Annotated in this window: 30 protein-coding genes; 17 read left to right on the top strand and 13 right to left on the bottom strand. The window is 67.7% G+C overall.

The annotated features are described in order from the left end of the window. Window positions 1-257: 257 nt before the first annotated feature. The 3 genes from AC1DQJ_RS03535 to AC1DQJ_RS03545 all read right to left on the bottom strand — a co-directional run bounded on the left by AC1DQJ_RS03535 (window position 258) and on the right by AC1DQJ_RS03545 (window position 2,818). Complete coding sequence (locus AC1DQJ_RS03535) at window positions 258-1,574, bottom strand: acyl-CoA dehydrogenase family protein (protein ID WP_477600318.1); 1,317 nt, start codon at window positions 1,572-1,574, stop codon at window positions 258-260. Between the two features lie 372 nt (window positions 1,575-1,946). Continuing rightward, window positions 1,947-2,333, bottom strand: coding sequence for a VOC family protein (locus tag AC1DQJ_RS03540; protein WP_477600320.1), 387 nt, complete (start codon window positions 2,331-2,333; stop codon window positions 1,947-1,949). Window positions 2,334-2,398: 65 nt separating this feature from the next. Then, window positions 2,399-2,818: a hypothetical protein gene (locus AC1DQJ_RS03545; RefSeq protein WP_477600322.1), complete on the bottom strand. Its 420-nt coding sequence runs from the start codon at window positions 2,816-2,818 to the stop codon at window positions 2,399-2,401. 217 nt (window positions 2,819-3,035) lie between these two features. Between AC1DQJ_RS03545 and groES the strand changes: the two genes are divergently transcribed. Beyond that, window positions 3,036-3,323 (top strand): co-chaperone GroES, encoded by a 288-nt coding sequence (gene groES / locus AC1DQJ_RS03550; protein WP_477600324.1) that lies wholly within the window; start codon window positions 3,036-3,038, stop codon window positions 3,321-3,323. Window positions 3,324-3,374: 51 nt separating this feature from the next. Further along, entirely contained in the window at window positions 3,375-5,018 is a 1,644-nt protein-coding gene (gene groL / locus AC1DQJ_RS03555; RefSeq protein ID WP_477600326.1) for a chaperonin GroEL, read from the top strand. A gap of 65 nt (window positions 5,019-5,083) precedes the next feature. Here the strand turns inward: groL and AC1DQJ_RS03560 are convergent, their stop codons facing one another. Next, entirely contained in the window at window positions 5,084-5,437 is a 354-nt protein-coding gene (locus AC1DQJ_RS03560; RefSeq protein ID WP_477600328.1) for a phage holin family protein, read from the bottom strand. A gap of 79 nt (window positions 5,438-5,516) precedes the next feature. Here AC1DQJ_RS03560 and AC1DQJ_RS03565 point away from each other — a divergent pair, with 79 nt between their 5' ends. Then, window positions 5,517-5,720 (top strand): tautomerase family protein, encoded by a 204-nt coding sequence (locus AC1DQJ_RS03565; protein ID WP_477600330.1) that lies wholly within the window; start codon window positions 5,517-5,519, stop codon window positions 5,718-5,720. A 96-nt stretch (window positions 5,721-5,816) separates the two neighbouring features. Beyond that, on the top strand, window positions 5,817-6,380 hold the full coding sequence (locus AC1DQJ_RS03570; protein ID WP_477600332.1) for an EF-hand domain-containing protein: 564 nt from the start codon (window positions 5,817-5,819) through the stop codon (window positions 6,378-6,380). Between the two features lie 53 nt (window positions 6,381-6,433). On the opposite strand, the gene AC1DQJ_RS03575 is transcribed toward AC1DQJ_RS03570, so the two are convergent. The 4 genes from AC1DQJ_RS03575 to AC1DQJ_RS03590 form a co-directional block, all read right to left on the bottom strand. Further along, window positions 6,434-7,270: a TIGR00282 family metallophosphoesterase gene (locus AC1DQJ_RS03575; RefSeq protein ID WP_477600334.1), complete on the bottom strand. Its 837-nt coding sequence runs from the start codon at window positions 7,268-7,270 to the stop codon at window positions 6,434-6,436. Window positions 7,271-7,276: 6 nt separating this feature from the next. Next, on the bottom strand, window positions 7,277-7,852 hold the full coding sequence (locus AC1DQJ_RS03580; RefSeq protein ID WP_477600336.1) for a 5-formyltetrahydrofolate cyclo-ligase: 576 nt from the start codon (window positions 7,850-7,852) through the stop codon (window positions 7,277-7,279). A 240-nt stretch (window positions 7,853-8,092) separates the two neighbouring features. After that, on the bottom strand, window positions 8,093-8,419 hold the full coding sequence (locus AC1DQJ_RS03585) for a cell division protein ZapA (protein WP_477600338.1): 327 nt from the start codon (window positions 8,417-8,419) through the stop codon (window positions 8,093-8,095). A gap of 4 nt (window positions 8,420-8,423) precedes the next feature. Beyond that, window positions 8,424-8,711: a DUF4164 family protein gene (locus AC1DQJ_RS03590; RefSeq protein WP_477600340.1), complete on the bottom strand. Its 288-nt coding sequence runs from the start codon at window positions 8,709-8,711 to the stop codon at window positions 8,424-8,426. A 147-nt stretch (window positions 8,712-8,858) separates the two neighbouring features. Here AC1DQJ_RS03590 and tkt point away from each other — a divergent pair, with 147 nt between their 5' ends. Together tkt and purT are read left to right on the top strand one after the other, a co-directional pair. Continuing rightward, window positions 8,859-10,829, top strand: coding sequence for a transketolase (tkt, locus tag AC1DQJ_RS03595; RefSeq protein ID WP_477600342.1), 1,971 nt, complete (start codon window positions 8,859-8,861; stop codon window positions 10,827-10,829). A gap of 77 nt (window positions 10,830-10,906) precedes the next feature. After that, window positions 10,907-12,109 (top strand): formate-dependent phosphoribosylglycinamide formyltransferase, encoded by a 1,203-nt coding sequence (gene purT / locus AC1DQJ_RS03600; protein WP_477600343.1) that lies wholly within the window; start codon window positions 10,907-10,909, stop codon window positions 12,107-12,109. Window positions 12,110-12,117: 8 nt separating this feature from the next. Here the strand turns inward: purT and AC1DQJ_RS03605 are convergent, their stop codons facing one another. Next, window positions 12,118-12,489: an MliC family protein gene (locus tag AC1DQJ_RS03605; RefSeq protein ID WP_477600345.1), complete on the bottom strand. Its 372-nt coding sequence runs from the start codon at window positions 12,487-12,489 to the stop codon at window positions 12,118-12,120. Window positions 12,490-12,672: 183 nt separating this feature from the next. Here AC1DQJ_RS03605 and gap point away from each other — a divergent pair, with 183 nt between their 5' ends. The 4 genes from gap to AC1DQJ_RS03625 all read left to right on the top strand — a co-directional run bounded on the left by gap (window position 12,673) and on the right by AC1DQJ_RS03625 (window position 16,443). Beyond that, complete coding sequence (gene gap / locus AC1DQJ_RS03610; RefSeq protein WP_477600347.1) at window positions 12,673-13,680, top strand: type I glyceraldehyde-3-phosphate dehydrogenase; 1,008 nt, start codon at window positions 12,673-12,675, stop codon at window positions 13,678-13,680. 87 nt (window positions 13,681-13,767) lie between these two features. Continuing rightward, window positions 13,768-14,958: a phosphoglycerate kinase gene (locus tag AC1DQJ_RS03615; protein ID WP_477600349.1), complete on the top strand. Its 1,191-nt coding sequence runs from the start codon at window positions 13,768-13,770 to the stop codon at window positions 14,956-14,958. Window positions 14,959-14,981: 23 nt separating this feature from the next. After that, window positions 14,982-16,067: a class II fructose-bisphosphate aldolase gene (gene fba, locus AC1DQJ_RS03620; RefSeq protein WP_477600351.1), complete on the top strand. Its 1,086-nt coding sequence runs from the start codon at window positions 14,982-14,984 to the stop codon at window positions 16,065-16,067. A 112-nt stretch (window positions 16,068-16,179) separates the two neighbouring features. After that, complete coding sequence (locus AC1DQJ_RS03625; RefSeq protein WP_477600353.1) at window positions 16,180-16,443, top strand: hypothetical protein; 264 nt, start codon at window positions 16,180-16,182, stop codon at window positions 16,441-16,443. On the opposite strand, the gene AC1DQJ_RS03630 is transcribed toward AC1DQJ_RS03625, so the two are convergent. Next, window positions 16,440-18,098 carry an MFS transporter gene (locus tag AC1DQJ_RS03630; protein ID WP_477600355.1) on the bottom strand — a complete coding sequence of 553 codons (1,659 nt, stop codon included), beginning with the start codon at window positions 18,096-18,098 and terminating at the stop codon, window positions 16,440-16,442. The two genes, AC1DQJ_RS03625 and AC1DQJ_RS03630, sit on opposite strands and share 4 nt — an antisense overlap. A gap of 104 nt (window positions 18,099-18,202) precedes the next feature. Here AC1DQJ_RS03630 and AC1DQJ_RS03635 point away from each other — a divergent pair, with 104 nt between their 5' ends. Continuing rightward, entirely contained in the window at window positions 18,203-18,502 is a 300-nt protein-coding gene (locus tag AC1DQJ_RS03635) for a GIY-YIG nuclease family protein (protein ID WP_477600357.1), read from the top strand. A 74-nt stretch (window positions 18,503-18,576) separates the two neighbouring features. Here the strand turns inward: AC1DQJ_RS03635 and bfr are convergent, their stop codons facing one another. Both bfr and AC1DQJ_RS03645 read right to left on the bottom strand, forming a co-directional pair. Then, on the bottom strand, window positions 18,577-19,068 hold the full coding sequence (bfr, locus tag AC1DQJ_RS03640) for a bacterioferritin (protein WP_477600359.1): 492 nt from the start codon (window positions 19,066-19,068) through the stop codon (window positions 18,577-18,579). A 110-nt stretch (window positions 19,069-19,178) separates the two neighbouring features. After that, window positions 19,179-19,364: a (2Fe-2S)-binding protein gene (locus AC1DQJ_RS03645; protein WP_477600361.1), complete on the bottom strand. Its 186-nt coding sequence runs from the start codon at window positions 19,362-19,364 to the stop codon at window positions 19,179-19,181. 204 nt (window positions 19,365-19,568) lie between these two features. Here AC1DQJ_RS03645 and AC1DQJ_RS03650 point away from each other — a divergent pair, with 204 nt between their 5' ends. The 5 genes from AC1DQJ_RS03650 (at window position 19,569) to AC1DQJ_RS03670 (ending at window position 23,710) form a co-directional block, all read left to right on the top strand. Then, a complete protein-coding gene (locus tag AC1DQJ_RS03650) occupies window positions 19,569-20,984 on the top strand; it encodes a cytochrome ubiquinol oxidase subunit I (protein WP_477600363.1) in 1,416 nt (471 codons plus the stop codon). Beyond that, window positions 20,981-22,006, top strand: a complete 1,026-nt coding sequence (cydB, locus tag AC1DQJ_RS03655) for a cytochrome d ubiquinol oxidase subunit II (protein ID WP_477600365.1) — start codon at window positions 20,981-20,983, stop codon at window positions 22,004-22,006. The genes AC1DQJ_RS03650 and cydB overlap by 4 nt, the downstream gene beginning before the upstream one ends. Next, window positions 21,990-22,151: a hypothetical protein gene (locus tag AC1DQJ_RS03660; RefSeq protein WP_477600367.1), complete on the top strand. Its 162-nt coding sequence runs from the start codon at window positions 21,990-21,992 to the stop codon at window positions 22,149-22,151. The genes cydB and AC1DQJ_RS03660 overlap by 17 nt, the downstream gene beginning before the upstream one ends. A 10-nt stretch (window positions 22,152-22,161) precedes the next feature. Beyond that, window positions 22,162-22,809, top strand: a complete 648-nt coding sequence (gene thiE, locus AC1DQJ_RS03665) for a thiamine phosphate synthase (protein ID WP_477600369.1) — start codon at window positions 22,162-22,164, stop codon at window positions 22,807-22,809. Between the two features lie 106 nt (window positions 22,810-22,915). Beyond that, the gene (locus tag AC1DQJ_RS03670; protein WP_477600371.1) at window positions 22,916-23,710 is read left to right on the top strand and encodes an inositol monophosphatase family protein; all 795 of its coding nucleotides are present in this window, start codon (window positions 22,916-22,918) and stop codon (window positions 23,708-23,710) included. 11 nt (window positions 23,711-23,721) lie between these two features. Here the strand turns inward: AC1DQJ_RS03670 and AC1DQJ_RS03675 are convergent, their stop codons facing one another. After that, window positions 23,722-24,177 carry a cupin domain-containing protein gene (locus AC1DQJ_RS03675; protein WP_477600372.1) on the bottom strand — a complete coding sequence of 152 codons (456 nt, stop codon included), beginning with the start codon at window positions 24,175-24,177 and terminating at the stop codon, window positions 23,722-23,724. Between the two features lie 57 nt (window positions 24,178-24,234). On the opposite strand from AC1DQJ_RS03675, the gene AC1DQJ_RS03680 reads away from it, so the two are divergent. Continuing rightward, window positions 24,235-25,260 (top strand): glycerophosphodiester phosphodiesterase, encoded by a 1,026-nt coding sequence (locus tag AC1DQJ_RS03680; RefSeq protein ID WP_477600374.1) that lies wholly within the window; start codon window positions 24,235-24,237, stop codon window positions 25,258-25,260. The last annotated feature ends 51 nt before the right edge of the window (window positions 25,261-25,311 follow it).

Genomic DNA, 25,311 nt, shown 5'->3' on the forward strand with positions numbered 1-25,311 from the left:
CCGTCAGGCTCCAGATCAGCTGCGCGTCGCGCGCGGGAAAGAGGTTGCGGGTCCGCCCGCCTGCCTTCCGGGGAAGGCCATCTGCTCCGGTCGGCCATTCGCGGCGGGACCTGGGCCTGGGGATCGCCTCGCGATCGACCCGGCGCTCGGGGAGCACTTCCCTCCTACACCCGAACAAGCGCGGCCGTCACGCCCGGCCCACGAAAAAGGCCCCGGCTTTCGCCGGGGCCCGATCGCGTCCTCGAAAGGAGGATGGCTTAGTTGCGGAACACCGCCGCGGTCGACGGATCGACCGGCATTTCGCGGTACTGCCGCACCTCGTTGCGGCCCACGACCATGTGGTGGACCTCGTCCGGGCCGTCGGCCAGGCGCAGGGTGCGGGTCGAGGTGTACATGCGGGCCAGCGGGGTCTTCTGCGAGACGCCCAGCGCGCCGTGCATCTGGATCGCCTGGTCGATGATCGTGCAGACGCGTTCCGGCACCATGGCCTTGACCATGTGGATCCAGATCCGGGCTTCGTCACGCGGGAGGATGTCCATGGCCTTGGCGGCCTTGAGCACCATCAGGCGCATGGCCTCGATCTCAATGCGGGCGCGGCTGACGATCTCGATATTGCCGCCCAGCTGGATGATCGGCTTGCCGAACGCCTCACGGGTCAGACCACGGGTCACCAGCAGGTCCAGAGCCTTCTCAGCCTGACCGATGGCGCGCATGCAATGGTGGATGCGGCCCGGGCCGAGACGCAGCTGACTGATCTCGAAGCCGCGGCCTTCGCCCAGCAGCATATTGCTGGCCGGCACGCGGACATTGTCGAACAGGATGTGCATGTGGCCGTGCGGCGCGTCGGGATCGCCGAACACGTTCATGGGGCCGAGGATCTTCACTCCGGGCGCGTCAGTGGGCACCAGGATCTGCGACTGGCGCAGGTGGGGCGGACCGTCCGGGCTGGTCTGCACCATGGTGATCATGATCTTGCAGCGCGGGTCGCCGGCGCCGGAGATGTAGTGCTTCTCGCCGTTGATCACGTACTCGTCGCCGACCAGGGTGGCGCGGGTGTTGATGTTCTTGGCGTCGGACGAGGCGGCATTGACCTCGGTCATCGCGAAGGCCGAGCGGATCTTGCCTTCCAGCAGCGGCTCCAGCCACTGCTTCTTCTGTTCTGGGGTGCCGACGCGCTCCAGCACTTCCATGTTGCCGGTGTCCGGGGCGGCGCAGTTCATGGTCTCCGACGCCATCGGCGCCTTGCCCAGCTCGACGGCGATATAGGCGTAGTCGAGGTTCGACAGGCCCTCGCCGGTGTGGGCGTCGGGCAGGAAGAAGTTCCACAGGCCGGCGGCCTTGGCCTTGTCCTTCGCGGCTTCCAGCACTTCGAGCTGGCCCGGCGCGTAGCTCCAGATGTCGGTTTTGCCTTCCCCCAGGCGGTGGAATTCCTCGGACATGGGCTGAACCACGTCCTTGATAAATTGCTTGACCTGATTGTACAGCGGCAGCGCCTTGTCCGACATGCGCAGATCGTTCAGTTCGTCCTGCGCGCTCAGCGTAAAGCTGGACTGCTTGGCGGCGGCCTCGGTCATCTGGGTCTCTCCTGCTGCGATCTTGTTGCCCGTAGTTTTGGCCCATATTTTCGCAGAATCAAACAAGCGTTTCAATCCTACGCGGTCAGGCGCACGGGCGCTGTTCCGCCCGGTCGCGACCGTCGAATTCAAGGCCTTGCTGCATAAGGGATTGCACGGCGGGGCTTCGCACTCGCCGCGGCGCCGTTCGTCAGGCGTAGAGCGGCGCGGGAAGGCTCGCGATCACCATCGCCGCCGCCAGGGCGAGGATGGCGAGGGCCGGCGCCAATTTGAAGATCGTTATCATGACCACACAGATGGGAGCGACCGGTCGGTATCACCAGCCGCAGTCCCTGCAAATTTCCTGATTGTCGCTTTAGGGCGGCTTGGGGCTCAGCCCTGGTGGCAGACGGCCTCGATATTGTGGCCGTCGGGGTCGAGCACGAAGGCCCCGTAGTAGTTCGGATGATAGTGGGCGCGGATGCCCGGCGGACCGTTGTCCTTGCCCCCCGCCGCGAGGGCCGCAGCGTAGAAGGCGTCGACCGCGGCGCGATCCTTGGCGGCTAGCGCCACATGCAACCGCCCGGTCGGTGGACCACCCGTGCCGATCCAGAAATAGGGCCGCCCCTCCGAGCCATAGCCGAGGTGTTGCGAGGCCCCGCCCGTCTGTTCGGGCGTGACCTCCATGACGACCCCGATCCCCAGCGGCGCCAGGGCCGCGTCGAAGAACGCGCGGGACCTGGTGAAATCGCCCACCGTCAGTCCGATGTGGTCGAGCATGGAGGCCTCCTTCCGTTTCCGCCCCGACTATGGAGCGGTCCTGTCCAGATCCTGTCAGCAGCCTGCTATTTGGCCGGCAGGCCCGCCGCCGTCGAACAAACGGCTTCGATCAACGCCTTGTCCTCGGGGCTCTTGGGCGCCGTGGCGTTGGCGATGCGCCAATTGGCCGACAGCTCCAGCGGCTTTTTGGGGGTGTAGCCGCCCAGGCTGATCAGGGTCTTGTCCTTGCAGTCCACGGCCAGCACCGAGCCGACGCCGTCGGGCTTGCCTGGACCGGACGGACCCATGCGCGGCTCGGCGCCGACCTTGCCGATCGCCTGCATGACGATGATTTTGCCGGTCTGCTGGTCGCGATAGGAATAGTCGGCGTCATAGGACCACTGCAGACCGTTTGCGCTGGCCGCGCCGTAGGGCTTCCAGGTCTCGGCCTGGACAGCGGTTGCGGCCAAGGCCGTGATGGCGGCGATCGCGAAAGCGCGGCGCATGATGGTCTCTCTCCTGGTGTTCCCTCGGCTCGGAACCTATCTGCCGGGCGCGTTAGTAACCAAGCGGAATCAAAAACCACGGTTGCACGCGCTTGACTCCCCCTGCCCCCACCCCTACCTCCGCGCTGCGTTAGCACTCAGGGGCAGCGGCTGCTAACGGCCGCCTCCGCCGTGCCGACGGCAAGCATTTCAACCGTCCCGAACGGAGACATAAGACATGGCGTTTCGTCCTCTGGGAGACCGCGTCCTCGTGAAGCGTGTCGAGGAAGAAGAAAAGACCAAGGGCGGGATCATCATCCCCGACACCGCCAAGGAAAAGCCGCAGGAAGGCGAAGTCGTCGCCGTCGGCCCTGGCGCCCGCGATGACAACGGCAAGATTCAGCCGCTCGACGTGAAGGCCGGCGACCGCATCCTGTTCGGCAAGTGGTCGGGCACCGAGGTCAAGATCGACGGCAAGGACCTGCTGATCATGAAGGAAAGCGACGTCCTGGGCGTGGTCGAGTAGCCACCCCTCCGCTTTTCCTCCCCCATTCACCTCTTTTGAAAGACGAGAAAAATGGCCGCCAAAGACGTCTATTTCTCCTCCGACGCTCGTGACCGCATGCTGCGCGGCGTCAACACCCTCGCCAACGCGGTGAAGGTGACCCTCGGCCCCAAGGGCCGTAACGTCGTCATCGAAAAGTCGTTCGGCGCTCCGCGCTCGACCAAGGACGGCGTCTCGGTCGCCAAGGAAATCGAACTGGCTGACCGCTTCGAGAACCTGGGCGCCCAGCTGATCCGCGAAGTCGCCTCCAAGACCAACGACAAGGCCGGCGACGGCACCACCACCGCCACCGTCCTGGCCCAGGCCATCGTGGTCGAAGGCCTGAAGTCGGTCGCGGCCGGCATGAACCCGATGGATCTGAAGCGCGGCGTCGACAAGGCCGTCCTGAAGGTCGTCGAAGAGATCAAGTCGACCGCCAAGAAGGTCACCACCAACTCGGAAATCGCTCAGGTCGGCACCATCTCGGCCAACGGCGACACCGAAGTCGGTGAAATGATCGCCAAGGCGATGGCCAAGGTCGGCAACGAAGGCGTCATCACCGTCGAAGAAGCCAAGAGCCTGGAAACCGAACTCGACGTCGTCGAGGGGATGCAGTTCGACCGCGGCTACCTGTCGCCGTACTTCATCACCAACGCCGACAAGATGGAGGTCGAACTCGAAGAGCCGCTGATCCTGCTCTTCGAAAAGAAGGTCTCCTCGCTGCAGCCGCTGCTGCCGGTGCTCGAAGCCGTGGTCCAGTCGGGCCGCCCGCTGCTGATCATCGCTGAAGACGTCGAAGGCGAAGCCCTGGCCACCCTGGTGGTCAACAAGCTGCGCGGCGGCCTGAAGGTCGCGGCCGTCAAGGCTCCGGGCTTCGGCGACCGCCGCAAGGCCATGCTGGAAGACATCGCCATCCTGACCGGCGGCGAGCTGATCAGCGAAGACCTGGGCATCAAGCTCGAGAACGTCACCCTCGACATGCTCGGCCGCGCCAAGAAGGTCTCGATCACCAAGGACGACACCACCATCGTGGACGGCGTCGGCGCCAAGGACGCGATCGAAGGCCGCATCAGCCAGATCAAGCGTCAGATCGAAGAAACCACCTCCGACTACGACAAGGAAAAGCTGCAAGAACGTCTGGCCAAGCTGGCCGGCGGCGTTGCGGTCATCCGCGTCGGCGGTGCGACTGAAGTCGAAGTGAAGGAAAAGAAGGACCGCGTCGACGACGCCCTCAACGCGACCCGCGCGGCCGTGGAAGAAGGCATCGTTCCCGGCGGCGGCGTCGCTCTGCTGAAGGCCTCGAAGGTTCTCGACGGCTTCAAGGGCGACAACGCTGACCAGGAAGCGGGCGTCGCCATCGTGCGCCGCGCTCTGCAGGCCCCGATCCGCCAGATCGCCGAAAACGCCGGCGTCGAAGGTTCGATCGTGGTCGGCAAGATCCTCGAAAGCACCTCGCCGACCTTCGGCTTCAACGCTCAGACCGAGCAGTACGTCGACCTGGTTCAGGACGGCGTCATCGACCCGGCCAAGGTCGTCCGCACCGCTCTGCAGGACGCCGCCTCGGTGTCGGGTCTGCTGATCACCACGGAAGCGGCGATCGTCGAAGCCCCCAAAAAGGGCGGCGCGGCCGGCGGAATGCCGGGCGGCATGGGCGGCATGGGCGACATGGACTTCTAAGTCCGACGCTCAGACCCAAGCGTCTGAAAAGTTTGAGGGCGGGGCCGCAAGGCTCCGCCCTTTTTCTATGCGCGCTTGGCGTCCCCGAGCACCATCGCGCCGACCCAGCTGGCCAGGCCAGTGATGATCGCCGCCATGATCCCCGACCAGAAGCCGTCGACGGTGAAGCCGGGCAGCATCCAGGCCACCAATCCGATCATCGCGGCGTTCAGCACCAGCAGGAACAGCCCCAGGGTGATGATCGTGAACGGCAAGGTCAGCACGAACAGGATCGGCCGCAGGACGGCGTTGACCACGCCCAGCAGCAGGGCGGCGATCAGCAGGTCGACGATGCCGTTGTAGCTGACCCCCGGCAGCAGATAGGCCGCCAGCGCCAGGCCGAGCGCCGCGAACACCAGGCGGGCGAAGAAACGGGTCATCGAAAGCTCCTTGATGCTTGCGGCGGAGCTTGGCGCGCTTAAGTGTCGGCGGCAACCAACCCCAGCACCGGAGTCTCCTATGCCGCTCGTCAACATCAAGGTCGCTGGTGAGGTCACCGAAGAGCAAAAGGCCAAGCTGATCGCCGGGGCCACCAACCTGATCGCGGACGTGCTGGGCAAGAGCCCGGCGGTGACCTGGGTGGTGATCGACGAGGTGCGGACCGAGAACTGGGGCACGGGCGGGATCAGCATCGCCGAGCGCAATCGAAGCGCCGCGAGCTGACGCGTTTCAGCTAAGTCACACGGCGCCCCGCTTTGGCCGTATCGATGGTCCAGCTAGGCCGTCGAGCGCCGGCCGGGCGCGGAGAGCACACAACCGATGTTTCGTATCGTCATCGCCGTCGCCGCCCTGGCCGCGGCTGGCCCCGCTTTCGCCCAGCCGGAGGGCCCGCCGCCCGGCCCGAGGCTGTTCATCAGCCCGTCCGGCGAGCCGTTCCGCAGTGATGACGGCCTGGCCGCCTGGTTGGCCGGCGCGGACGCCGACCACGACGGGGCGCTCACCCTGGCCGAACTGCGCGCCGACGGCATGCGTTTCTTCAAGGTGCTCGACGCCAACGGCGACGGTCAGGTCGATGGGCCCGAGAACACGGTTTACGAGACCAAGATCGCGCCCGAGATCACCCGCTTCGACTTCGGGGCCGGCCGTCCGCCCGGACCCAAGCCGATCATCCGCCGGTCCGACAAGCGCGAACCGCGGGTGGGCGCGGCCCGGTTCTCGCTGCTCAACGAGCCGCAGCCCGTGCGCGGCGCCGACGCCGACCTCAACCAGCGAGTCAGCAGCGAGGAATGGTCCAAGGCCGCCCGCCGCCGCTTCGAGATGCTCGACACCGACCAGGACGGCAAGCTGACCCTCGAAGGCCTGCGTCCGCGCCTGGCCCGGTAGCGACCAAGGCTGTCATCCCGGTCTTGCTGCGCAAACCGGAATGACACTCAAGGTCACGCGTTGGCCAGATCGACCTTCGGCACCGACTGGCTCAGCCGGCCGCCGACGCGGATCGGTTCGACCCGGCGGGCCAGACCCGTCGAATCGTCGGTCTCCACGAACACGCCGCAGACCGTGGCCGGGCCCTCGGCCGGTTTGTAGCGACCGCCGGAGATGCGGGTGGTGAAGCGCCGCAGCGGCTCTTCCTTCTGGTTGCCGATGACGCTGTCGTAGTCGGCGCAGGCGCCAGCGTCGGTCTGATAGGCGGTGCCGCCCGGCAGAATCTGGCAATCGGCGGTCGGGACGTGGGTATGGGTGCCGACCACCAGGCTGGTGCGGCCGTCGCAGAAGTGGCCCATGGCCATCTTCTCGGACGTCGCCTCGGCGTGCATGTCGACCACCACCGCGTCAGCGACCATGCCCAGCGGAGCCTTGTCCAACTCGCGATCGACGGCCGCGAACGGGTCGTCCAGCGAGTCCATGTGCACTCGGCCAAGCAGGTTGATCACGACGATGCGCTTGCCCGCCTGAGTCTCGAACAGATTGGCGCCGCGACCCGGAGCATCGGCCAGCACCGGATAGTTCAGCGGCCGGATCAGGCGCGGCTCGCGCACGATGTAGGTCAGCGCCTCCTTCTGGTCCCAGGAGTGGTTGCCCAGGGTCAGGCAGTCGGCCCCCGCGTCGAACAGTTCGCGGGCCGTGCTCTCGGTGATCCCGAAGCCGGCCGCCGCGTTCTCGGCGTTGATGATCACGAACTCCAGGCCGAGAGCTCGGCGCAGGGCGGGAAGATGGTCGGCGAGGCCGTCGCGTCCAGCGCGACCGACCACGTCGCCGAAGAAGGCGAAGCGCATGCGGAATTAGTCCTTTCGGACTTCGATATAGCCGGTTTCCGTCAGGATGGCGTCCAGCCTTTGATCATGCGGTTCCATGGCCAGCCGTTCGACCTCCTGGCCGGCGTAGGCGAGGCCCAGAACGAATACCGGACCGGAAGCGCGCAGCGCCGCCAGGGTGCGGTCGTAGTGGCCGCCGCCCTGACCCAGCCGACCGCCCGCACGATCGAAGGCCAGCAGCGGGCAGATCACCAGGTCCGGGCGCACCTGCGGCGCGGTCTGCGGCGGCGAAGGCACGCCGAACGCGTCGACGACCGGGTCGTCCTCGACCCGCCAGGCTCGAAATTCCAGCGGCGCGTCGGCCGCCAGCGTCACCGGCAGGGCCAGACGCCCGCCGGCCTTCACCAGCCGCGCGGCCAGCGGGGCAGGATCAAGCTCCACGCCGAGCGCGTGATAGCTCGCGAACCAGTCGAAGGCCGGAAGGCGATCGATCGGCAGGGCGGCCGCCGCTTCACGCGCCGCATCGGGCCGCGCTGCGTCCAGCGCCCGGCGACGCTTGCGCAGCCGCGTGCGAAGTTTGGTCTTGTCGGAGGGATCGTTCACCGCGCGATCCTAGCGCGAAGGGTGGCGGCGCCGCGAGAGCCGTGAAGGTCGGTTTTATCCCCTCGGACCTGGCTAACCAGGTGGGCTCCATATACCCGGGCCCACGGGCCCGGACAGGGACAGATCCCTTCGAAGAAATTAAGGTCTCTGGGATAGATTGCCTTCGACGAGAGCCACAGCAGACCCGCCGTCACGCAAGGTAGGGCCGCGGGGGGCCGGGTACAAGCGGTGGCGACGGCTTTAGCCCGCCGCCAGCTTCTCGATCCGCTTTGCGGCGTTCTCCAGCGCCCCGACGGCGCGGGTCTCGACCCGGGCCTGGTCGGACTGCAGGCGGGCCAGTTCGGACTGCACTACCGCCAGCCGGCCGCGCAGGTCCGACAGTTCGTCGGCGAGCAGCAGGGCGCCCATCAGGAACAGCCGCGTTTCGCCAAGCTGGCCCATGTCCTCGGAGACCTGGCGCACCTGGCGGTCGAACAACCGCCCCAGCTCGATCAGGTGGCCCTCTTGCCCGTCCTCGCAGCCGACCGCGTAGGGCCTGCCGTTCACGGTGATATTGACCTGAGCCATGGCGCTAAGCCTCCTCGGTCTCTGCTGCCGGCTCGGCCTCTCCGGCCAGCGCCGCCTTGATTTCAGCGATGGCGCGACCGAGGGCCGCAGACGCCTCTGCGCCAGCCGCCTCCAGCTCCTTCTCGCGCACCCGCGCCTGCTCAAGTTCGGTTTCAAGCTTGGCGGCGCCCTGGTCGAACAGCCCGCCCGACGGCTTGCCGCCGCCGGCAAGGCGTTGCTCGAGCTGAGAGATCGCCCGGTCCAGCCGCTTTACGGCTTGCTCAAGGGGCCCGTCGGCCGCCGGATCACGCATATTCCGACTCTCCGAAAGTGTGTTCATTAATCTATAGGGTGCTTCGGCCTTGCGCCGAAACCCGCCCTGTGGCGTGACGTTTCCTTGACCCTTCAGGTCTCGCGTGCGAGGGGCGCGCCAATCCCGCCAGTTTCACCGGAACAGATAATGCCCGCACCGCTGCAGACCATGGCCGACGCCATTCGCGTGCTCTCGATGGACGCCGTCGAGCAGGCGGCCTCGGGCCACCCCGGCATGCCGATGGGCATGGCCGACGTCGCCACGGTGCTCTGGACCAAGTTCCTCAAGTACGACGCCAGCGCCCCCGACTGGGCCGACCGCGACCGCTTCGTGCTGTCGGCCGGCCATGGGTCGATGCTGCTCTACTCGCTGCTGCACCTGACCGGCTTCAAGGCCATGCCCCTGGAGCAGATCAAGAACTTCCGCCAGTTCGGGTCCAACACCGCCGGTCACCCGGAGTACGGCCACACCCCTGGTGTCGAGACCACCACCGGTCCGCTGGGCCAGGGCCTGGCCACCTCGGTGGGCATGGCCATGGCCGAGCGCCACCTGGCCGCTCGCTTCGGGTCGGACCTGGTCGACCACCGCACCTGGGTGATCTGCGGCGACGGCTGCCTGATGGAGGGCGTCAGCCACGAGGCCATCAGCCTGGCCGGCCGGCTGAAGCTCAACAAGCTGACCCTGCTGTGGGACGACAATGACGTCACCATCGACGGCGCGGTGTCGCTGGCCGAGTCGGGCGATCAGCTGGCCCGCTTCAAGGCCGCCGGCTGGGCCGTGAAGGCGATCGATGGCCATGACGTCGGGCAGATCCGCCGGGCGCTGGCCTGGGCGACCAAGCAGGACCGCCCCAGCCTGATCGCCTGCAAGACCAAGATCGGCAAGGGCGCGGCGACCATGGAAGGTCACCACAAGACCCACGGCGCAGCCCTGGGGGCCACCGAGATCGCCGCCACCCGCGCCAAGATGGGCTGGTCGGCCGAGCCGTTCGCGGTGCCGGACGAAGTCGTGAAGCCCTGGCGTTCGGCCGGCCGTCGCGGCGCCAAGGACCGCAAGGCCTGGCAAACGCGCCTGGCCGCCTCGCCGCACGCCGGCGTGTTCCAACGCGCGGTGAAGGGCGAACTGCCCGCCGACGCCTTCGAGCGCCTGGACGCCCATATCGCCGAAGCCGTCTCCGCCAAGCCGGCCGCCGCCACCCGCCAGCATTCGGGCTCGGCGCTCGACGCCCTGTTCCCGGCGATCCCGGAAATGGTCGGCGGCTCGGCCGACCTGACCGGCTCGAACAACACCTTCGTCAAGAACACCCAGATCTTCGACACCCCCGACTATTCGGGCCGCTATGTGAACTACGGCGTGCGCGAGTTCGGCATGGCCGCGGCGATGAACGGCATGGCCCTGCATGGCGGCGTCATCCCCTACGGCGGGGCGTTCATGGTGTTCTCCGACTACAGCCGCCCGGCGATCCGCCTGGGAGCGCTGATGGGCGTCCGCGTGGTCCACGTCATGACCCACGACTCCATCGGGGTCGGCGAGGACGGCCCGACGCACCAGCCGGTCGAGCATCTGGCCAGCCTGCGGGCCATGCCGAACCTCAACGTCTTCCGCCCGGCCGACGCGGTGGAGACCGCCGAGTGCTGGAAGCTGGCCCTGACCAACACCAAGACCCCGACCTTCATGGCCCTCTCGCGCCAGAAGGTTCCTGCGGTGCGTGACAGCGCGCCGGAGAATCTCTCGGCTAAGGGCGCCTACGAACTGCGCGCCGCCAGCGCCGAGGCCCAGGTGACCCTCTTCGCGTCGGGCACCGAGGTCTCCGTCGCCGTGGCCGCCCGCGACCTGCTGGAGGCTGACGGCGTACCGACCCGCGTCGTCTCCACCCCCTGCTGGGAACTGTTCGAAGCCCAACCGGAATCCTATCGGCAGACGACCATCGGCAAGGCGCCGGTACGCATCGCCGTCGAGGCCGCCGCGTCGTTCGGCTGGGAGCGGTTCATCGGCGAAAACGGCGTCTTCGTCGGCATGCACGGCTGGGGCGCCAGCGCGCCCGCCGACCGGCTGTACAAGGAATTCGGCATCACCGCCGAGGCCGTCGCCGCCGCCGCCAGGGCCAAGCTGGGCTAGGCCCGCCTATCGTCAGCCGCGAGAGCCTCTGGCAGGTTTTCGCGGCCGACGTCCATAAACCTGCCAGGAGGGCTCGCATGCGCCTCGGAACGCCGCTGTCGCCCACCGCCGTCCGGGTGATGCTGCTGGGCTCGGGCGAGCTCGGCAAGGAAGTCGCCATCGAGCTGCAGCGGCTGGGCTGCGAGGTCATCGCCGTCGACCGCTACGCCGGCGCCCCGGCCCATCAGGTCGCCCACCGCAGCCATGTCATCGCCATGACCGACGCCGCGGCCCTCCGCGCCCTGGTGCTGGCCGAATGCCCGCACCTGATCGTGCCCGAGATCGAGGCCATCGCCACCGACGAACTGGTCCGGCTCGAGGCCGAAGGCGTCGCCACGGTCATCCCGACCGCCCGCGCCGCCCAGCTGACCATGAACCGCGAGGGCATCCGCAAGCTGGCGGCTGAGCAACTCGGCCTGCCCACCTCGCCCTACGCCTTCGCCTCGTCCGAGGACGAGCTGGCCAAGGCCGCGGCCGAGGTGGCCGGCTTCCCCTGCTTCGTGAAGCCCGTGATGTCGTCGTCCGGCAAGGGCCAGTCCTATGTCGAGGGCCCCGAAGGGATCGCCGCGGCCTGGCGCTACGCCCTGGAAGGCGGCCGGGTCGAGCAGCCGCGGGTCATCGTCGAGGGCAAGATCGAGTTCGAATTCGAGATCACCCTGCTGACCGTCCGCTCGAAGGGCCCCGACGGCGAAATCGCCACCAGCTTCTGCGCCCCGATCGGCCACCGCCAGGTGAAGGGCGACTATGTCGAGAGCTGGCAGCCGCAGGCGATGAGCCCCAAGGCGCTGGAACGGGCCCGGGATATCGCCGCCAAGGTCACCGGCGAGCTCGGCGGCCTGGGCCTCTTCGGGGTCGAACTGTTCGTCCGCGGCGACGAGGTCTGGTTCTCCGAGGTCAGCCCCCGCCCGCACGACACCGGCCTGGTCACCCTGGCCACCCAGTACCTCAGCGAGTTCGCCCTGCATGCCCGCGCCATCCTGGGCCTGCCGACCGACGTCGCCCAGCGCGAGCCGGGCGCCAGCGCGGTGATCTATGGCGGCATGGAGGCGGCCGGCATCGCCTTCGACGGCGTGGCCGAGGCGCTAAGCGTGCCCGGCGCGGACCTGCGCCTGTTCGGCAAGCCCGAGAGCTTCGAGCGCCGCCGCATGGGCGTGGCCCTGGCCCGCGGCGCCGACATCGACCAGGCCCGCGAGCGCGCCCGCGAGGCCGCTTCGCGCGTCAAGCCGGTGAAGGCAGACTAGCCGCCCGGCTAGGACCCTGCGGCCGAGCAGTTGACGCCCGGCGCCGAGGCGATGTCTTCGCCGGGCGCCAGCGGGCTGAGCTGGGCCTCGCTCATGCCCTTGGTCCACCACTGATAGCCGTCGCCGGTGTAGCGGGCGCCGCTGGCCGAGATGGCGATCTTCAGGTTGCGGCTCTTGCCGTCGACCTCGACCACCGCGGTGTCGGGATCGGGATAGCTGGCCCGCACCGTGCGCCCGTCTGGGCAGGCGTAGGTGGTGACCTTGGCCTCCGGCTTGGCCGCCTCGGCGGGCGCCTTGGCCTTTTCGGCAGCGGGATTGCAGGCCGCCAGCCCCAGGCTCGCCAGGGCGCCGATCGCCACCATCAGATGCAGTCTCGCCACGCCAAAGCTCCTTCGATTGTTACGGCGCTGCCGTAAGCGTCCGAGCCGATCTGGTGTTCCCTTGGAGTTGCGACAAGCGCTGCTGAAACGCTTTGAAGCCGCACTTGACTGCGCCAGGGGTTGACTCCTCTGCCTCCGCCCTCAAGAAACCGCCCCAAATCAACTGGCTCAGGAGTTTTCTCGATGACCGTTCGCGTCGCCATCAATGGTTTCGGCCGCATCGGCAGGCTGGTCCTGCGTTCGATCGTCGAGCATGGCCGCAAGGACATCGAGGTCGTGGCGATCAACGACCTGGGCCCGGTCGAGACCAACGCTCACCTGCTGCGTTACGACAGCGTGCACGGCCGCTTCCCGGGCAATGTCGTCGTTGACGGCGACACCATCGACGTCGGCTTCGGCAAGATCAAAGTCACCGCCATCCGCGACCCGAAGGACCTGCCGCACAAGGATCTGGGCGTCGACATCGCCCTGGAGTGCACCGGCCTCTTCACCTCCAAGGAAAAGGCCGCGGCCCACCTAGAAGCCGGCGCTAAGCGCGTGATCGTCTCGGCTCCGTGCGACAACGCCGACAAGACCATCGTCTACGGCGTCAACCACGACACCCTGACCAAGGACGACCTGGTCATCTCCAACGCCTCCTGCACCACCAACTGCCTGGCCCCGGTGGCCAAGGTGCTGCACGAGCTGGCCGGCATCGAGCGCGGCTACATGACCACCATCCACTCCTACACCGGCGACCAGCCGACGCTGGACACCATGCACAAGGACCTCTACCGCGCCCGCGCCGCGGCGATGTCCATGATCCCAACCTCGACCGGCGCCGCCAAGGCGCTCGGCCTGGTGATCCCGGAACTGCTGGGCAAGCTGGACGGCTCTTCGATCCGCGTCCCGACCCCGAACGTCTCGGTCGTGGACCTGACCTGGGTGGCCGGCCGCAAGATCACCAAGGAAGAGATCAACGAGGCCCTGACCGCCGCAGCCAACGGCCCGCTGAAGGGCGTGCTGGCGGTGACCAACGATCCGCTGGTCTCGATCGACTTCAACCACGAAGCCGCCTCGTCGACCGCGGCGCTCGCCCAGACCCAGGTGATCGACGGCACCCTCGGCCGCGTCCTCTCCTGGTACGACAACGAGTGGGGCTTCTCGACCCGCATGAGCGACACCGCCGTCGCGCTCGCGAAGCTGATCTAAGTCGAACCACGGGCGCCTCCGGGCGCCCGTTTTCTTTTCCGGACTGACCTGGACCCCGCTTCGCGGCGGGGCGACCGGAGCGATTGCATGACCTTCCGCACCCTCGACACCGCCGATCTGACCGGCAAGCGCGCCCTGGTTCGCGTGGACATCAACGTGCCGATGGCCGAGGGCAAGGTCACCGACGACACCCGCCTGCGTGCGATCCTGCCGACCATCGCCAAGCTGCGCGCCGGCGGCGCCAAGGTCATCCTGCTGGCCCACTTCGACCGGCCCAAGGGCAAGGTCGTGCCGGAGATGAGCCTGAAGCCGGTGGTCGGCCCGCTGGCCGCCCTGGTCGGCGCGCCGGTCGCCTTCGCCGGCGATTGCGTGGGCGAGGCCGCCAAGTCCGCCGTGGACGCCATGGCGAACGGCGACGTGCTGCTGCTGGAAAACACCCGCTTCCACGCTGGTGAGGAAAAGAACGATCCGGAGTTCGCCAAGGCGCTGGCCGCCAACGGCGACCTCTATGTGAACGACGCCTTCTCGGCCGCACACCGCGCCCACGCCTCGACCGAGGGCCTGGCCCGGCTGCTGCCGGCCTATGCGGGCGAGCAGATGCGCCGCGAACTGGACGCGCTGGAAGCGGCGCTAGGCAAGCCGCAGCGCCCGGTTCTGGGCATCGTCGGCGGCTCCAAGGTTTCGACCAAGCTCGACCTGCTGCGCAACCTGGTCACCAAGCTGGACAAGCTGGCGATCGGCGGCGGCATGGCCAACACCTTCCTGTACGCCCAGGGCCATGACGTCGGCGCCTCGTACTGCGAGAAGGAGATGGCCGAGACCGCGCGCGAGATCATCCGCCTGGCCGGCCAGAACAACTGCAAGCTCTTCCTGCCGCTGGACATCGTTGTCGCCGAGAAGATGGCGCCCGGCGCCCCGGCCCGCGTGCGCGGCCTGGGCGAGGTCGACGAGGACGAGCGAATCCTGGACGCCGGGCCCGAGACCGTGGAGCGGCTGTGCCGGGCCATGGACAACTCCAAAACCCTGATCTGGAACGGGCCGCTGGGCGTGTTCGAGATCCCGCCCTTCGACAAGGGCACGGTCAGCGCGGCCCGCCACGCGGCCGAACTGGTCAAGCAAGGCAAGCTGGTGGCCGTGGCCGGCGGCGGTGATACAGTCGCGGCCCTCAACGCTGCAGGCTCCGCCGACGACTTCACGTTCGTTTCGACGGCGGGCGGCGCGTTTCTTGAATGGATGGAAGGCAAGGAGCTGCCCGGTGTGGCGGCCTTGTCGATTTAACTAAGAACTACGGAGGGCAGGGCATGGCCCGGGTTACTTTGAGACAACTCCTCGATCACGCGGCCGAGTACGGCTACGGGGTTCCGGCGTTCAACATCAACAACATGGAACAGGCGCTGGCGATCATGGAGGCCGCGGAGGCCACCGATTCGCCGGTGATCATGCAGGCCTCGCGCGGCGCCCGCTCCTACGCCAACGACATCGTGCTGAAGCACCTGATCGACGCGATGGCGGAAATGTACCCGCACATCCCGATCTGCATGCACCAGGACCACGGCAACAACGAAGCCACCTGCGCGACGGCGATCCAGTACGGCTTTACGTCCGTGATGATGGACGGCTCGCTGAAGGCCGACGGCAAGACCCCGGCCGACTACGACTACAACGTCGAAGTCACCCGCAACGTCGTGAACATGGCCCACTGGGTCGGCGCCTCGGTCGAGGGCGAGCTGGGCGTTCTGGGTTCGCTGGAAACCGGCATGGGCGAGAAGGAAGACGGCCACGGCTTCGAGGGCAAGCTCGGCCATGACCAGCTGCTGACCGATCCCGACCAGGCGGTCGAGTTCGTGAAAGCCACCGAGGTCGACGCCCTGGCCATCGCCATGGGCACCAGCCACGGCGCCTACAAGTTCACCCGCAAGCCGGACGGCGACGTCCTGGCGATGAACGTGATCGAAGAGATCCATCGCCGCCTGCCCAACACCCACCTGGTGATGCACGGCTCCTCGTCGGTGCCGCAGGACCTGCAGGACATCATCAACCAGTACGGCGGCGAGATGCCCCAGACCTGGGGCGTGCCGGTCGAAGAGATCCAGCGCGGCATCAAGCACGGCGTGCGCAAGATCAACATCGACACCGACAACCGCATGGCCATGACCGGCGCGATCCGCAAGCTGCTCGCCGAGAAGCCGGGCGAATTCGACCCGCGCGGCTACATGAAGCCGGCCAAGGAAGCCATGCGCAAGATCTGCGTCCAGCGCTTCGAGGAGTTCGGCACGGCGGGCCACGCCTCCCAGATCAAGCCGATCCCGTTGTCGGAAATGGCCAAGCTCTACGCCAAGGGCGACCTGGCCCCGAAGATCGGCGTCAGCCGCCAGGCGGCGGAATAGGCCTCCATCGCCCACGCACTTCGTGAAAGCCGTCGCCCCTGCGGGCGGCGGCTTTTTCTTTGAAGGTTTCCGCCGCTGGAACCGACCCCGTCGCAGCGCGATATGCTGGGACATGAAGCACGTTCCCACCCTGATCGGCGTTCTGCTGGCCCTGGCCGTGTTGACGGCCCTGGCGGTCTGGTCGTTCACGATCAGCGCCAGGCTCGGCGGCGGCTGGGATTGGCTGACGCCGATCCTGCCGTTCGTGATCGCCGGCCTGCTGGCGGTCGGCGGCCTGACCGGCGTGCTGATGTGGCTGGCCTTCTATTCGGCCCGCCGCGGTTATGACGAGCCCTACGACGTCAACCAGCCCCGCGGCGGACGCCCCAAGAGCTAGTCGTCGATGTTGGCGCCGCGCATCTCGCGCAGGAACAGGAAGCCGATCACCGCGGTCGCTGCGGCCACGACGATCGGATACCAGAGCCCGAAATAGATGTTGCCGGTGGCCGCTACCATGGCGAACGCCGTGGTCGGCAGGAAGCCGCCGAACCAGCCGTTACCGATGTGGTAGGGCAGGCTCATCGAGGTGTAGCGGATCCGCGCGGGGAACATCTCCACCAGCGCCGCGGCGACCGGCCCATAGACCATGGTCACGTACAGCATCAGCAGGAACAGCAGGGCCACGACCATCGGCTTGTTCACCTGATCGGGGTCGGCCTTGGGCGGGTAGCCGGCCGTGTGCAGGGCCCCGGTCAGTTGCTTGGTCCAGGCGGCTTTGCGCTCGGTGAACTCGGCCTTGGTCAGGGCGACGCCGGCGAAGCTGGCGACCTCGACCTCGCCGATCTGCACGCGGGCGACGGCGCCCGGTTCGCCGGGCCGGTTGGCGTAGGTGACGCCGGCGTTGGCCAGCGCCGACTTGGCGATGTCGCAGGACGATGTGAAGGCGGTCTTGCCGACCGGGTCGAACTGGAACGAGCAGTCGGCCGGGTCGGCCACCACCACCACCGGGGCGCGGGCCGCGGCGTGGGCCAGGGCTGGGTTGGCCGCCTCGGTCAGGGCCTTGAAGATCGGGAAGTAGGTCAGAGCCGCCAGCAGGCAGCCGGCCAGGATGATCGGCTTGCGGCCGATCTTGTCGGACAGCCAGCCGAACACCACGAAGAACGGGGTGCCCAGGATCAAGGCGAAGGCGACCAGGGTGTTGGTCAGCGGGCCATCGACCTTCAGCATCTTCTCCAGGAAGAACAGGGCGTAGAACTGGCCGGTGTACCAGACCACCGCCTGGCCGGCGGTGAGCCCGACCAGGGCCAGCAGCACCACCTTGAGGTTCGACCACTGGCCGAACGACTCGGTCAGTGGCTTCTTCGAGGTCTTGCCCTCGTCGACCATCTTCTGGAAGACCGGGCTCTCGTTGAGCTTCAGGCGGATCCACAGCGACACCGCCAGCAGGATCGCCGAGACCAGGAACGGGATGCGCCAGGCCCAGGCCTTGAACACTTCCTCGCCGGTCATCGAGCGCACCGCCAGGATGACGATCAGGCTGAGGAACAGGCCCAGCGTCGCGGTGGTCTGGATCCAGCTGGTGTAGAGGCCGCGTTTCCCAGGAGGCGCGTGCTCGGCCACATAGGTCGCCGCCCCGCCGTACTCGCCGCCCAGCGCCAGGCCCTGGATCAGCCGCATGACGATCAGCAGCACCGGCGCGGCGACGCCGATCTGGTCATAGCCAGGCAGCAGGCCGACCGAGAAGGTCGACAGCCCCATCAGCAGCATGGTGACCAGGAAGGTGTTCTTGCGGCCCCAGAGGTCGCCCAGACGGCCGAACACGATCGCCCCGAACGGACGCACCGCGAACCCGGCCGCGAAGGCCAGCAGGGCGAAGATGTAGCCGGTGGTCTCGTTGACGCCCGAGAAGAAGTGCGCGGTGATGAAACCGGCCAGCGAGCCGTAGAGGTAGAAGTCGTACCACTCGAAAACCGTACCGGCCGACGCCGCGCCAATCACCAGCCGATGGCTCTTCTTCTCGACGACGCTCTCGCCCGCGACCGCTTCGGTCATGCCCGCTCCCCTTATCGTTGGGGGGAGCCTAGCGGGATTTCCCACCCTCTCAAGTTCGTCATGGCCGGGCTTGTCCCGGCCACCCATACGCACGAAGCTTCGCCATGGATCCGGTGCACGCGAACAACGCGGCCTACATGCTGGCCAGCGGAAAACATGGAACGCTGTACGTCGGCGTCGCCAGCGATCTGATCAGGCGCATCCAGCAGCACCGCGAGGGCGAGCGCCCCGGCTTCACCAGCCGCTATGGCGTGAAACGTCTCGTCTGGTTCCAGCGGTGCTTCACGGTCGTGGAAGCGATCGCGTTGGAGAAGCGGCTCAAAATGTACAAGCGCGATTGGAAGATCGCCTTGATCGAACAGGACAATCCCAATTGGGACGACCTGTTTCCCGGCCTGCTTTGACGGAGTCTATGGGTGGCCGGGTCAAGCCCGGCCATGACGAACTTGAGTGGGGGGGGGGCGCGAGCCCCCGCCCCCTAGTGCCCCTCGCCGCCTTCCAGGTCGCCCAGCGCGCTCTGCAGGTAGTTGGGCTCACCCAGCGACCGGACCAGGCTGAGCTGGGTCTCGAGGAAGTCGATGTGCTCTTCGGTGTCGGTGAGGATCTCGCGCAGGATCTGGCGTGTGACGTAGTCGGCCGCCGCCTCGCACTCCTTGATCCCCTCGATCTGGTCGACTCGGCCGCCCACTTCGACCGCCAGGTCCGCGGTCATGCATTCCGGCACGGACTCGCCGATCTTCAGCTTGTGCAGGTCCTGCAGATTGGGCAGGCCGTCGAGGAACAGGATGCGCTTGATGAGCTTGTCGGCGTGCTTCATCTCGCCGATGGACTCGTCATAGGTGATCTTGGCGAGCCGGGCGAAACCCCAGTTCTCGTACATCCGCGCATGCAGGAAGTACTGGTTCACGGCAGTCAGCTCATTGGTGAGCACGGCGTTCAGTCGCCGGATGATCGCCTTGTCGCCCTTCATACGAGCCTCCTCGAATCCAATTCGAGTGCAAACTCTTCCCGAGGGCGAGCTTAGTCAAAGCCTATGTTTGCAAGTAATTCCGCGTTTCGTTCGCACCTGCGAACAGAAGGCTACTCGGCGGCGTAGCGCAGGCCTTCTTCGCGCTCGCCGATCATCTTGCGCATGTCGCAGACGCAGCGGGCGCATTGGACTTGAGAGTCGCAGGCGCGAAACACTTCGGCTGGGCGCTTGGCGCCCGCCTCGATTGCGGCGCGGACCTCACGCTCGCGAATGCCGTTACAGTTGCAGACGTACAAGGCGGACTCTCTCCGGAGATGAAGCTTTGTACCAGATGCGAACGTCGTTGCAAATCATTTGCAAGTTGAGGGCCACGCTTCGAAGTGGTCCGGCGCCGCGGTCGATTGTCGCTGAACCCGAGCTTGGCCTCACGCGTTGTTCACATTCGGAGCGGCGCACAGGCGGTCCTCGCGTCGTCGCACCTATAGCTGGGGTCGGATGTGATGGACGTCGAAGCCCTGATGCTGTCGCGACTGCAATTCGCGTTCACCATCGCGTTTCACATCATCTTCCCAAGCTTCACCATCGGATTGGCCAGCTACCTGGCAGTGCTCGAAGGGCTGTGGCTCACCACCCGCAACGACGTATTCAAGACCCTCTACGTGTTCTGGGTGAAGATCTTCGCGATCTCGTTCGGCATGGGCGTCGTGACCGGCGTGGTGATGAGCTACCAGCTCGGTTCCAACTGGAGCGCTTTCTCGGCGATGGCCGCGCCGGTGATCGGGCCGCTGCTGGCCTTCGAGGTGCTGACCGCCTTCTTCCTGGAGGCCAGCTTCCTGGGGATCATGCTGTTCGGCTGGAAGCGGGTCGGGCCCGGCCTCCACTATACCGCCACGGTGCTGGTCGCGGTCGGAACCCTGATCTCGGCGTTCTGGATCATCTCGGCCAACAGTTGGATGCAGCACCCGACCGGCTTTGCCCACGCGCCGGACGGCGGCCTGATCGCCACCGACTGGATGGAGGTGATCTTCTCGCCGACCTTCCCGGCGCGGCTGGCCCACATGACCCTCGCGGCCTACCTGACCACCTCCCTGGTGGTCGGCGCGGCCTCGGCCTGGCGGCTGCTGCGCCGGCCTGAGGAGCCGGAATCGAAAATGAGCCTGCGCATGGCGGTCGGCATGTTCGCCATCGTCGCGCCGCTGCAGCTGGTGGTCGGCGACATCTCCGGCAAGGACGTGCTGCGCCACCAGCCGGCCAAGCTGGCGGCGATCGAAGCCTTCTGGGAGACCAAGGCTCAGCAAGCTTTCCACATCGCCGCCTGGCCCGACCGCGACAGCGAAAGCAACCGCTGGGAGATCTCGGTCCCCAAGGTCGGCAGCCTGATCACCGCCGGGTCGATCGACGGCGAGGTCAAGGGCCTGAAGGCCTTCGCGCCGCAGGACCGGCCGCCGGTGGCCGTCGTGTTCTGGGCCTTCCGGGTGATGGTGGGCCTGGGCGTGCTGATGATCGGCCTGGGCGCCTGGGGCGTCTGGCTCTACTGGCGCGGCGCGCTGGAAGACACGCGGCTGTTCCTGCGCGCCTGCATCGCCATGGGGCCGGCCGGCTTCGTGGCGGTGATCAGCGGCTGGATCGTCGCCGAGGTCGGCCGCCAGCCCTGGGTGATCACCGGGGTGATGCGCACCTCGGACGGCGTCTCGCCGGTCGGCGCGGGCCAGGTCTCGGCCTCGCTGCTCGGCTTCCTCGTGGTCTACGCGATCATCTTCTCGGTCGGGGTGCTCTACATCATTCGACTGGTCGCCGAAGGCCCGGTGGCCGGAGCGGACGAGCCGACTCCCGCAGTCCAGCGCGCGCCCGGCTCGGCGCTGGCCGCCGCGCCCGAGGACCCAGGCCCGGCCAACGGCAAAGGAGGCCGGCCATGACCCTCGACCTGCCGCTGATCTGGGCCGCGATCATCGCCACGGCCGTGCTGCTCTATGTGCTGCTTGACGGCTTCGACCTCGGCGTCGGCATCCTGTTCCCATTCGCCAAAAGCCCGGCCGACCGCGACGTGATGATGGATTCCATCGCGCCGGTCTGGGACGGCAACGAGACCTGGCTGGTGCTGGGCGGCGGCGGGCTGTTCGCGGCCTTCCCCTACGCCTACGCCGCGATCATGCCGGCGCTCTACATCCCGGTGATCCTGATGCTGCTGGCGCTGATCCTGCGCGGCGTGGCCTTCGAGTTCCGGCTGCGCGGCCGCCGCCGGGGCAAGGCGTTCTGGACCGCGGCCTTCGCCGGCGGCTCGCTGGTCGCGACCATCGCCCAGGGTTTCATCCTCGGAGGCTTCATCCAGGGCATCGCCCTCGACGGCATGGCGTTCGGCGGCCAGCCGTTCGACTGGCTGACGCCCTATACGGTGCTGGTGGCCGCCGGGTTGGTCGCCGGCTACGCCCTGCTGGGGGCCACCTGGCTGGTCTGGAAGACCGAGACCGAGCTGCACGGCGACGCGCGGCGCTGGGCCTGGACCGCCGCCTTCTTCACCGCCGCCCTGCTGGCCGCGGTCAGCCTCGCCACCCTCTATGTCCACCCGGAGGTCGCGCAGCGCTGGGGCTTCATCGGCGCCGCAGTCGACCCGCAGGTGTTCCTGCCGCACCTGCCGATTCCGCTGCTAGGCCTGATCGGCCTGGCGATCCTGGCGGTCGGGCTGTCGCGCCGCTCGCACGGCTGGCCGCATCTGGGGGCGAGCCTGCTGTTCCTGTCCGGATACGTGGGTCTGGCGGCCGGCTTCTTCCCGGACATCGTCCCCTACGACATGACCTTCCGCCAGGCGGCCAACCGGGACAATGCGCTCGGCCTGATGCTGGTCGGAGTGGCGATCCTGCTGCCGGTCATCCTCGGCTACACCATCTGGGTCTACTGGCTGTTCCGCGGCAAGGTGACGGCCGATGCGGGATATCATTGAAGGCCCGCCCGAGCCGGGCGCCCCCTCGCCGCCGCTCTGGAAGCGGCTGTCCTGGTTCGTCGGCCTGGCGATCGCCGCCTGCGCGGTCACGATGCTCGCCGCCTATGCCATGAAGGCGCTGTTGCCCGACTATCCGCACGGCTAGAAGGCGCAGCATGACCGCCGAATGCCGCCTCTACCTGATCACTCCGCCGAAGCTCGACGACCTGGCCGCCTTCGGCCGGACCCTGGCGCAGGCGCTCGACGCCGGCGACGTCGCCGCCCTGCAGATCCGCCTGAAGGACGCGCCCGACGAGGTGATCGGCGCCGCGGTCCACGCGCTCTCACCCATCGCCCAGGCCCGCGGCGTGGCGGTGATCCTCAACGACCGGCCAGACCTGGCCGCAAGGTTCGGCTGCGACGGCGTGCATGTCGGTCAGTCAGACGCGCCCTATGCCGAGGCCCGCAAGATCATGGGCCGCGACGCCATGATCGGGGTCACCTGCCACGACAGCCGCCACCTGGCGATGGAGGCGGCCGAGGCCGGCGCCGACTACGTCGCGTTCGGGGCCTTCTTCCCGACCATGACAAAGGAAGCCCCGACCCGCGCAGAGCCGGACATCCTGACCATCTGGCAGGAGACCATGGAGGTTCCCTGCGTCGCCATCGGCGGGATCACCGCCGACAACGCCGAGGGCCTGGCCAAGGCCGGCGCCGATTTCCTGGCGGTCTCGGCCGGGGTCTGGAGCCATCCGGACGGCGCCGCGGCGGCGGTCCAGGGGCTCAGCGCGGCGATCGCGCGGGGCGTGGCGGCGCGCGCATGACGGCCGCTCCTTGCCTTAAGCCCCTCTGCCCACTAGGTTCCGCGCCTCGATTTTCCCGCCCTTCCGGCGCGCCCGCGCATCTGCTGCGCCAGAACTGGATCCATCCGTGTCGACCCAATCCGCCCTACTGAAAGTCATGTCCGACGCCGCCCGCAAGGCGGCCCGGGGCCTCAACCGCGACTTCGGCGAGCTGTCCGAACTGCAGGTCTCGCGCAAGGCGCCGGCCGACTTCGTGTCCGCCGCCGACATCAAGGCCGAGCAGACGGTGTTCGAGGCGCTGGAGAAGGCCCGTCCCGGCTACAGCTTCCACGGTGAAGAGCGCGGCCTGATCGAAGGCACCGACAAGACCCACACCTGGATCGTCGATCCGCTCGACGGCACCACCAACTTCCTGCACGCCATCCCGCACTTCGCGATCAACATCGCCCTGCAGCGCGAGGGCGCAGTGGTCGCGGCGGTGACCTACAACCCGGTCACCAACGAGCTGTTCTGGGCCGAGAAGGGCAAGGGCTGCTTCGTCAACGACAAGCGTCTGCGCGTCGCCGGCCGCAAGCACCTGGACGAGGCGCTGTTCGGCACCGGGATCCCGTTCCTCGGCCACGGCCAGCACGCCAAGTTCCTTAAGGAGCTGCACCAGATCAGCCAGCGCGTCGCCGGCGTGCGTCGGATGGGCGCGGCTTCGCTTGACCTGGCCTATGTGGCCGCCGGCCGCCTGGACGGGTTCTGGGAACGCGACCTGAAGCCCTGGGACATGGCCGCGGGCCTGCTGCTGATCACCGAGGCGGGCGGCAAGGTCACCGACTGCGACGGCGGCGAGTCGATGCTGGAAAGCGGTCATATCTGCACGGCCAACCTCGACCTGCATCCGCTGCTGCTGGAAAAGCTCAAGGCCGCCGCCTAAGCGATCAGCGACTAACCTTCGAACTCTGATCCGAAGTCGCGAACGGCGTCGGCCATGAAGCCATCGCCCGCGGGCGGACCGTCGCGGTCGGTGCGGTAGCGGAGGAACAGCTGCTCGAAGCCGCCGGGATGGAAGCTGACCAGCAGTTCGACTTCCTCGCCGGAAACGTTGGCGTAGCCATGGCGGGTCCCCGGCGGCACGCGCACGAAGTCGCCGGCTTTCATGGTGGTCACCGTCTCGTCGAGCAGGAACTCCAGGCTGCCCTTGCGGACGTAGAAGGTTTCCTCGATCGCGCCGTGCCGGTGAGCGCCGTAATTTTGCACAGGCAAGCCGTCGCCAGCCGCCACGATCCACTCCATCAGCGAATAGCACCCGCCGGTGTCGGCGCCGGAAACCAGGATGCGGCCGCGGTCCGGGCCGTCCTCGAAAGGGACCCCGTCGCAGGTGCTGACGATCCGGTTGTCCATGCCGAACGCTTAGCACAACTTGACGAAAGCGTCGCCTTGGCCGGCTAGATCGCGGCCATGCAACTGACACGTCGCAGATTCGCCGCCTCCAGCGCCGCCCTGGCGTCTTCGGGACCGGTCATCTCGCGGGCTCCGGCCGGGCCCGTGGTCATCGCCCATCGCGGGGCCAGCGGCGAGCGGCCTGAACACACGCTGATGGCTTACCGCCTGGCGGTGGACGAGGGCGCCGACTTCATCGAGCCTGACCTCGTGGTCACCAAGGACGGCCACTTGGTGGTGCGCCACGAGAACGAGATCGCCGGCACGACCGACGTGGCCGCCCGCCCCGAATTCGCCGCCCGCCGGACGGCCAAGATCATCGACGGCGAGAAGGTCGAGGGGTGGTTCGCCGAGGACTTCACCCTGGCGGAGCTGAAGACCCTACGGACGCGCGAGCGGTTGCCGGACCTGCGGCCTGGCAGCGCCCGCTTCGATGGCCGCGAGTCGATCCCGACCTTCCAGGAGGTGATCGAACTGGCCAAGGCGCAGAGCCGCCGGCTCGGCCATCCGATCGGACTCTATCCGGAGATGAAGCACCCGACCTTCCTGGCCGGGGCGGGTCTGCCGATCGATCGGCTGCTGGCCGCAGCCCTGCAGGGCAACGGCCTCGACAGCCCCGAGGCCAAGGTCTTCGTGCAGTGTTTCGAGCCGGGACCGCTGAAGGCTTTCAAGGAGCTCTCCAAGGTCCGCCGCGTGCAGTTGGTGGGGGCGGCCGATCCGCAGATGGTCAGCGCCGAGGGCCTTAAGGCCATCGCGGCCTATGCCGACGGGGTCGGGCCGGACTGGTCGCTGGTGATCCCGACGACCGGCGGCGTGCTGGGCGCCCCGACCTCGCTGGTCGCCGACGCCCACGCCCAGAAGCTGGTCGTGCACCCTTGGACGGTGCGCGCGGAGAACCGGTTCCTGCCCACCGCCCTGCGCAGGGGAACCGCCCCCGGCGAACATGGCGAGGTGGCCAAGGTGTTCCGCGCGCTCTACGCGGCTGGCGTCGACGGCGTCTTCAGCGACTTCCCGCGCCTAGCGGTCGCCGCCCGCGGGGCCTAGAGCCAGGCTCTAGTTTAATAGTTTTGAGCGTGACGGGCGCCGCAACCGGCA

It is taken from the genome of Phenylobacterium sp. P4_E10, from assembly GCF_056401675.1.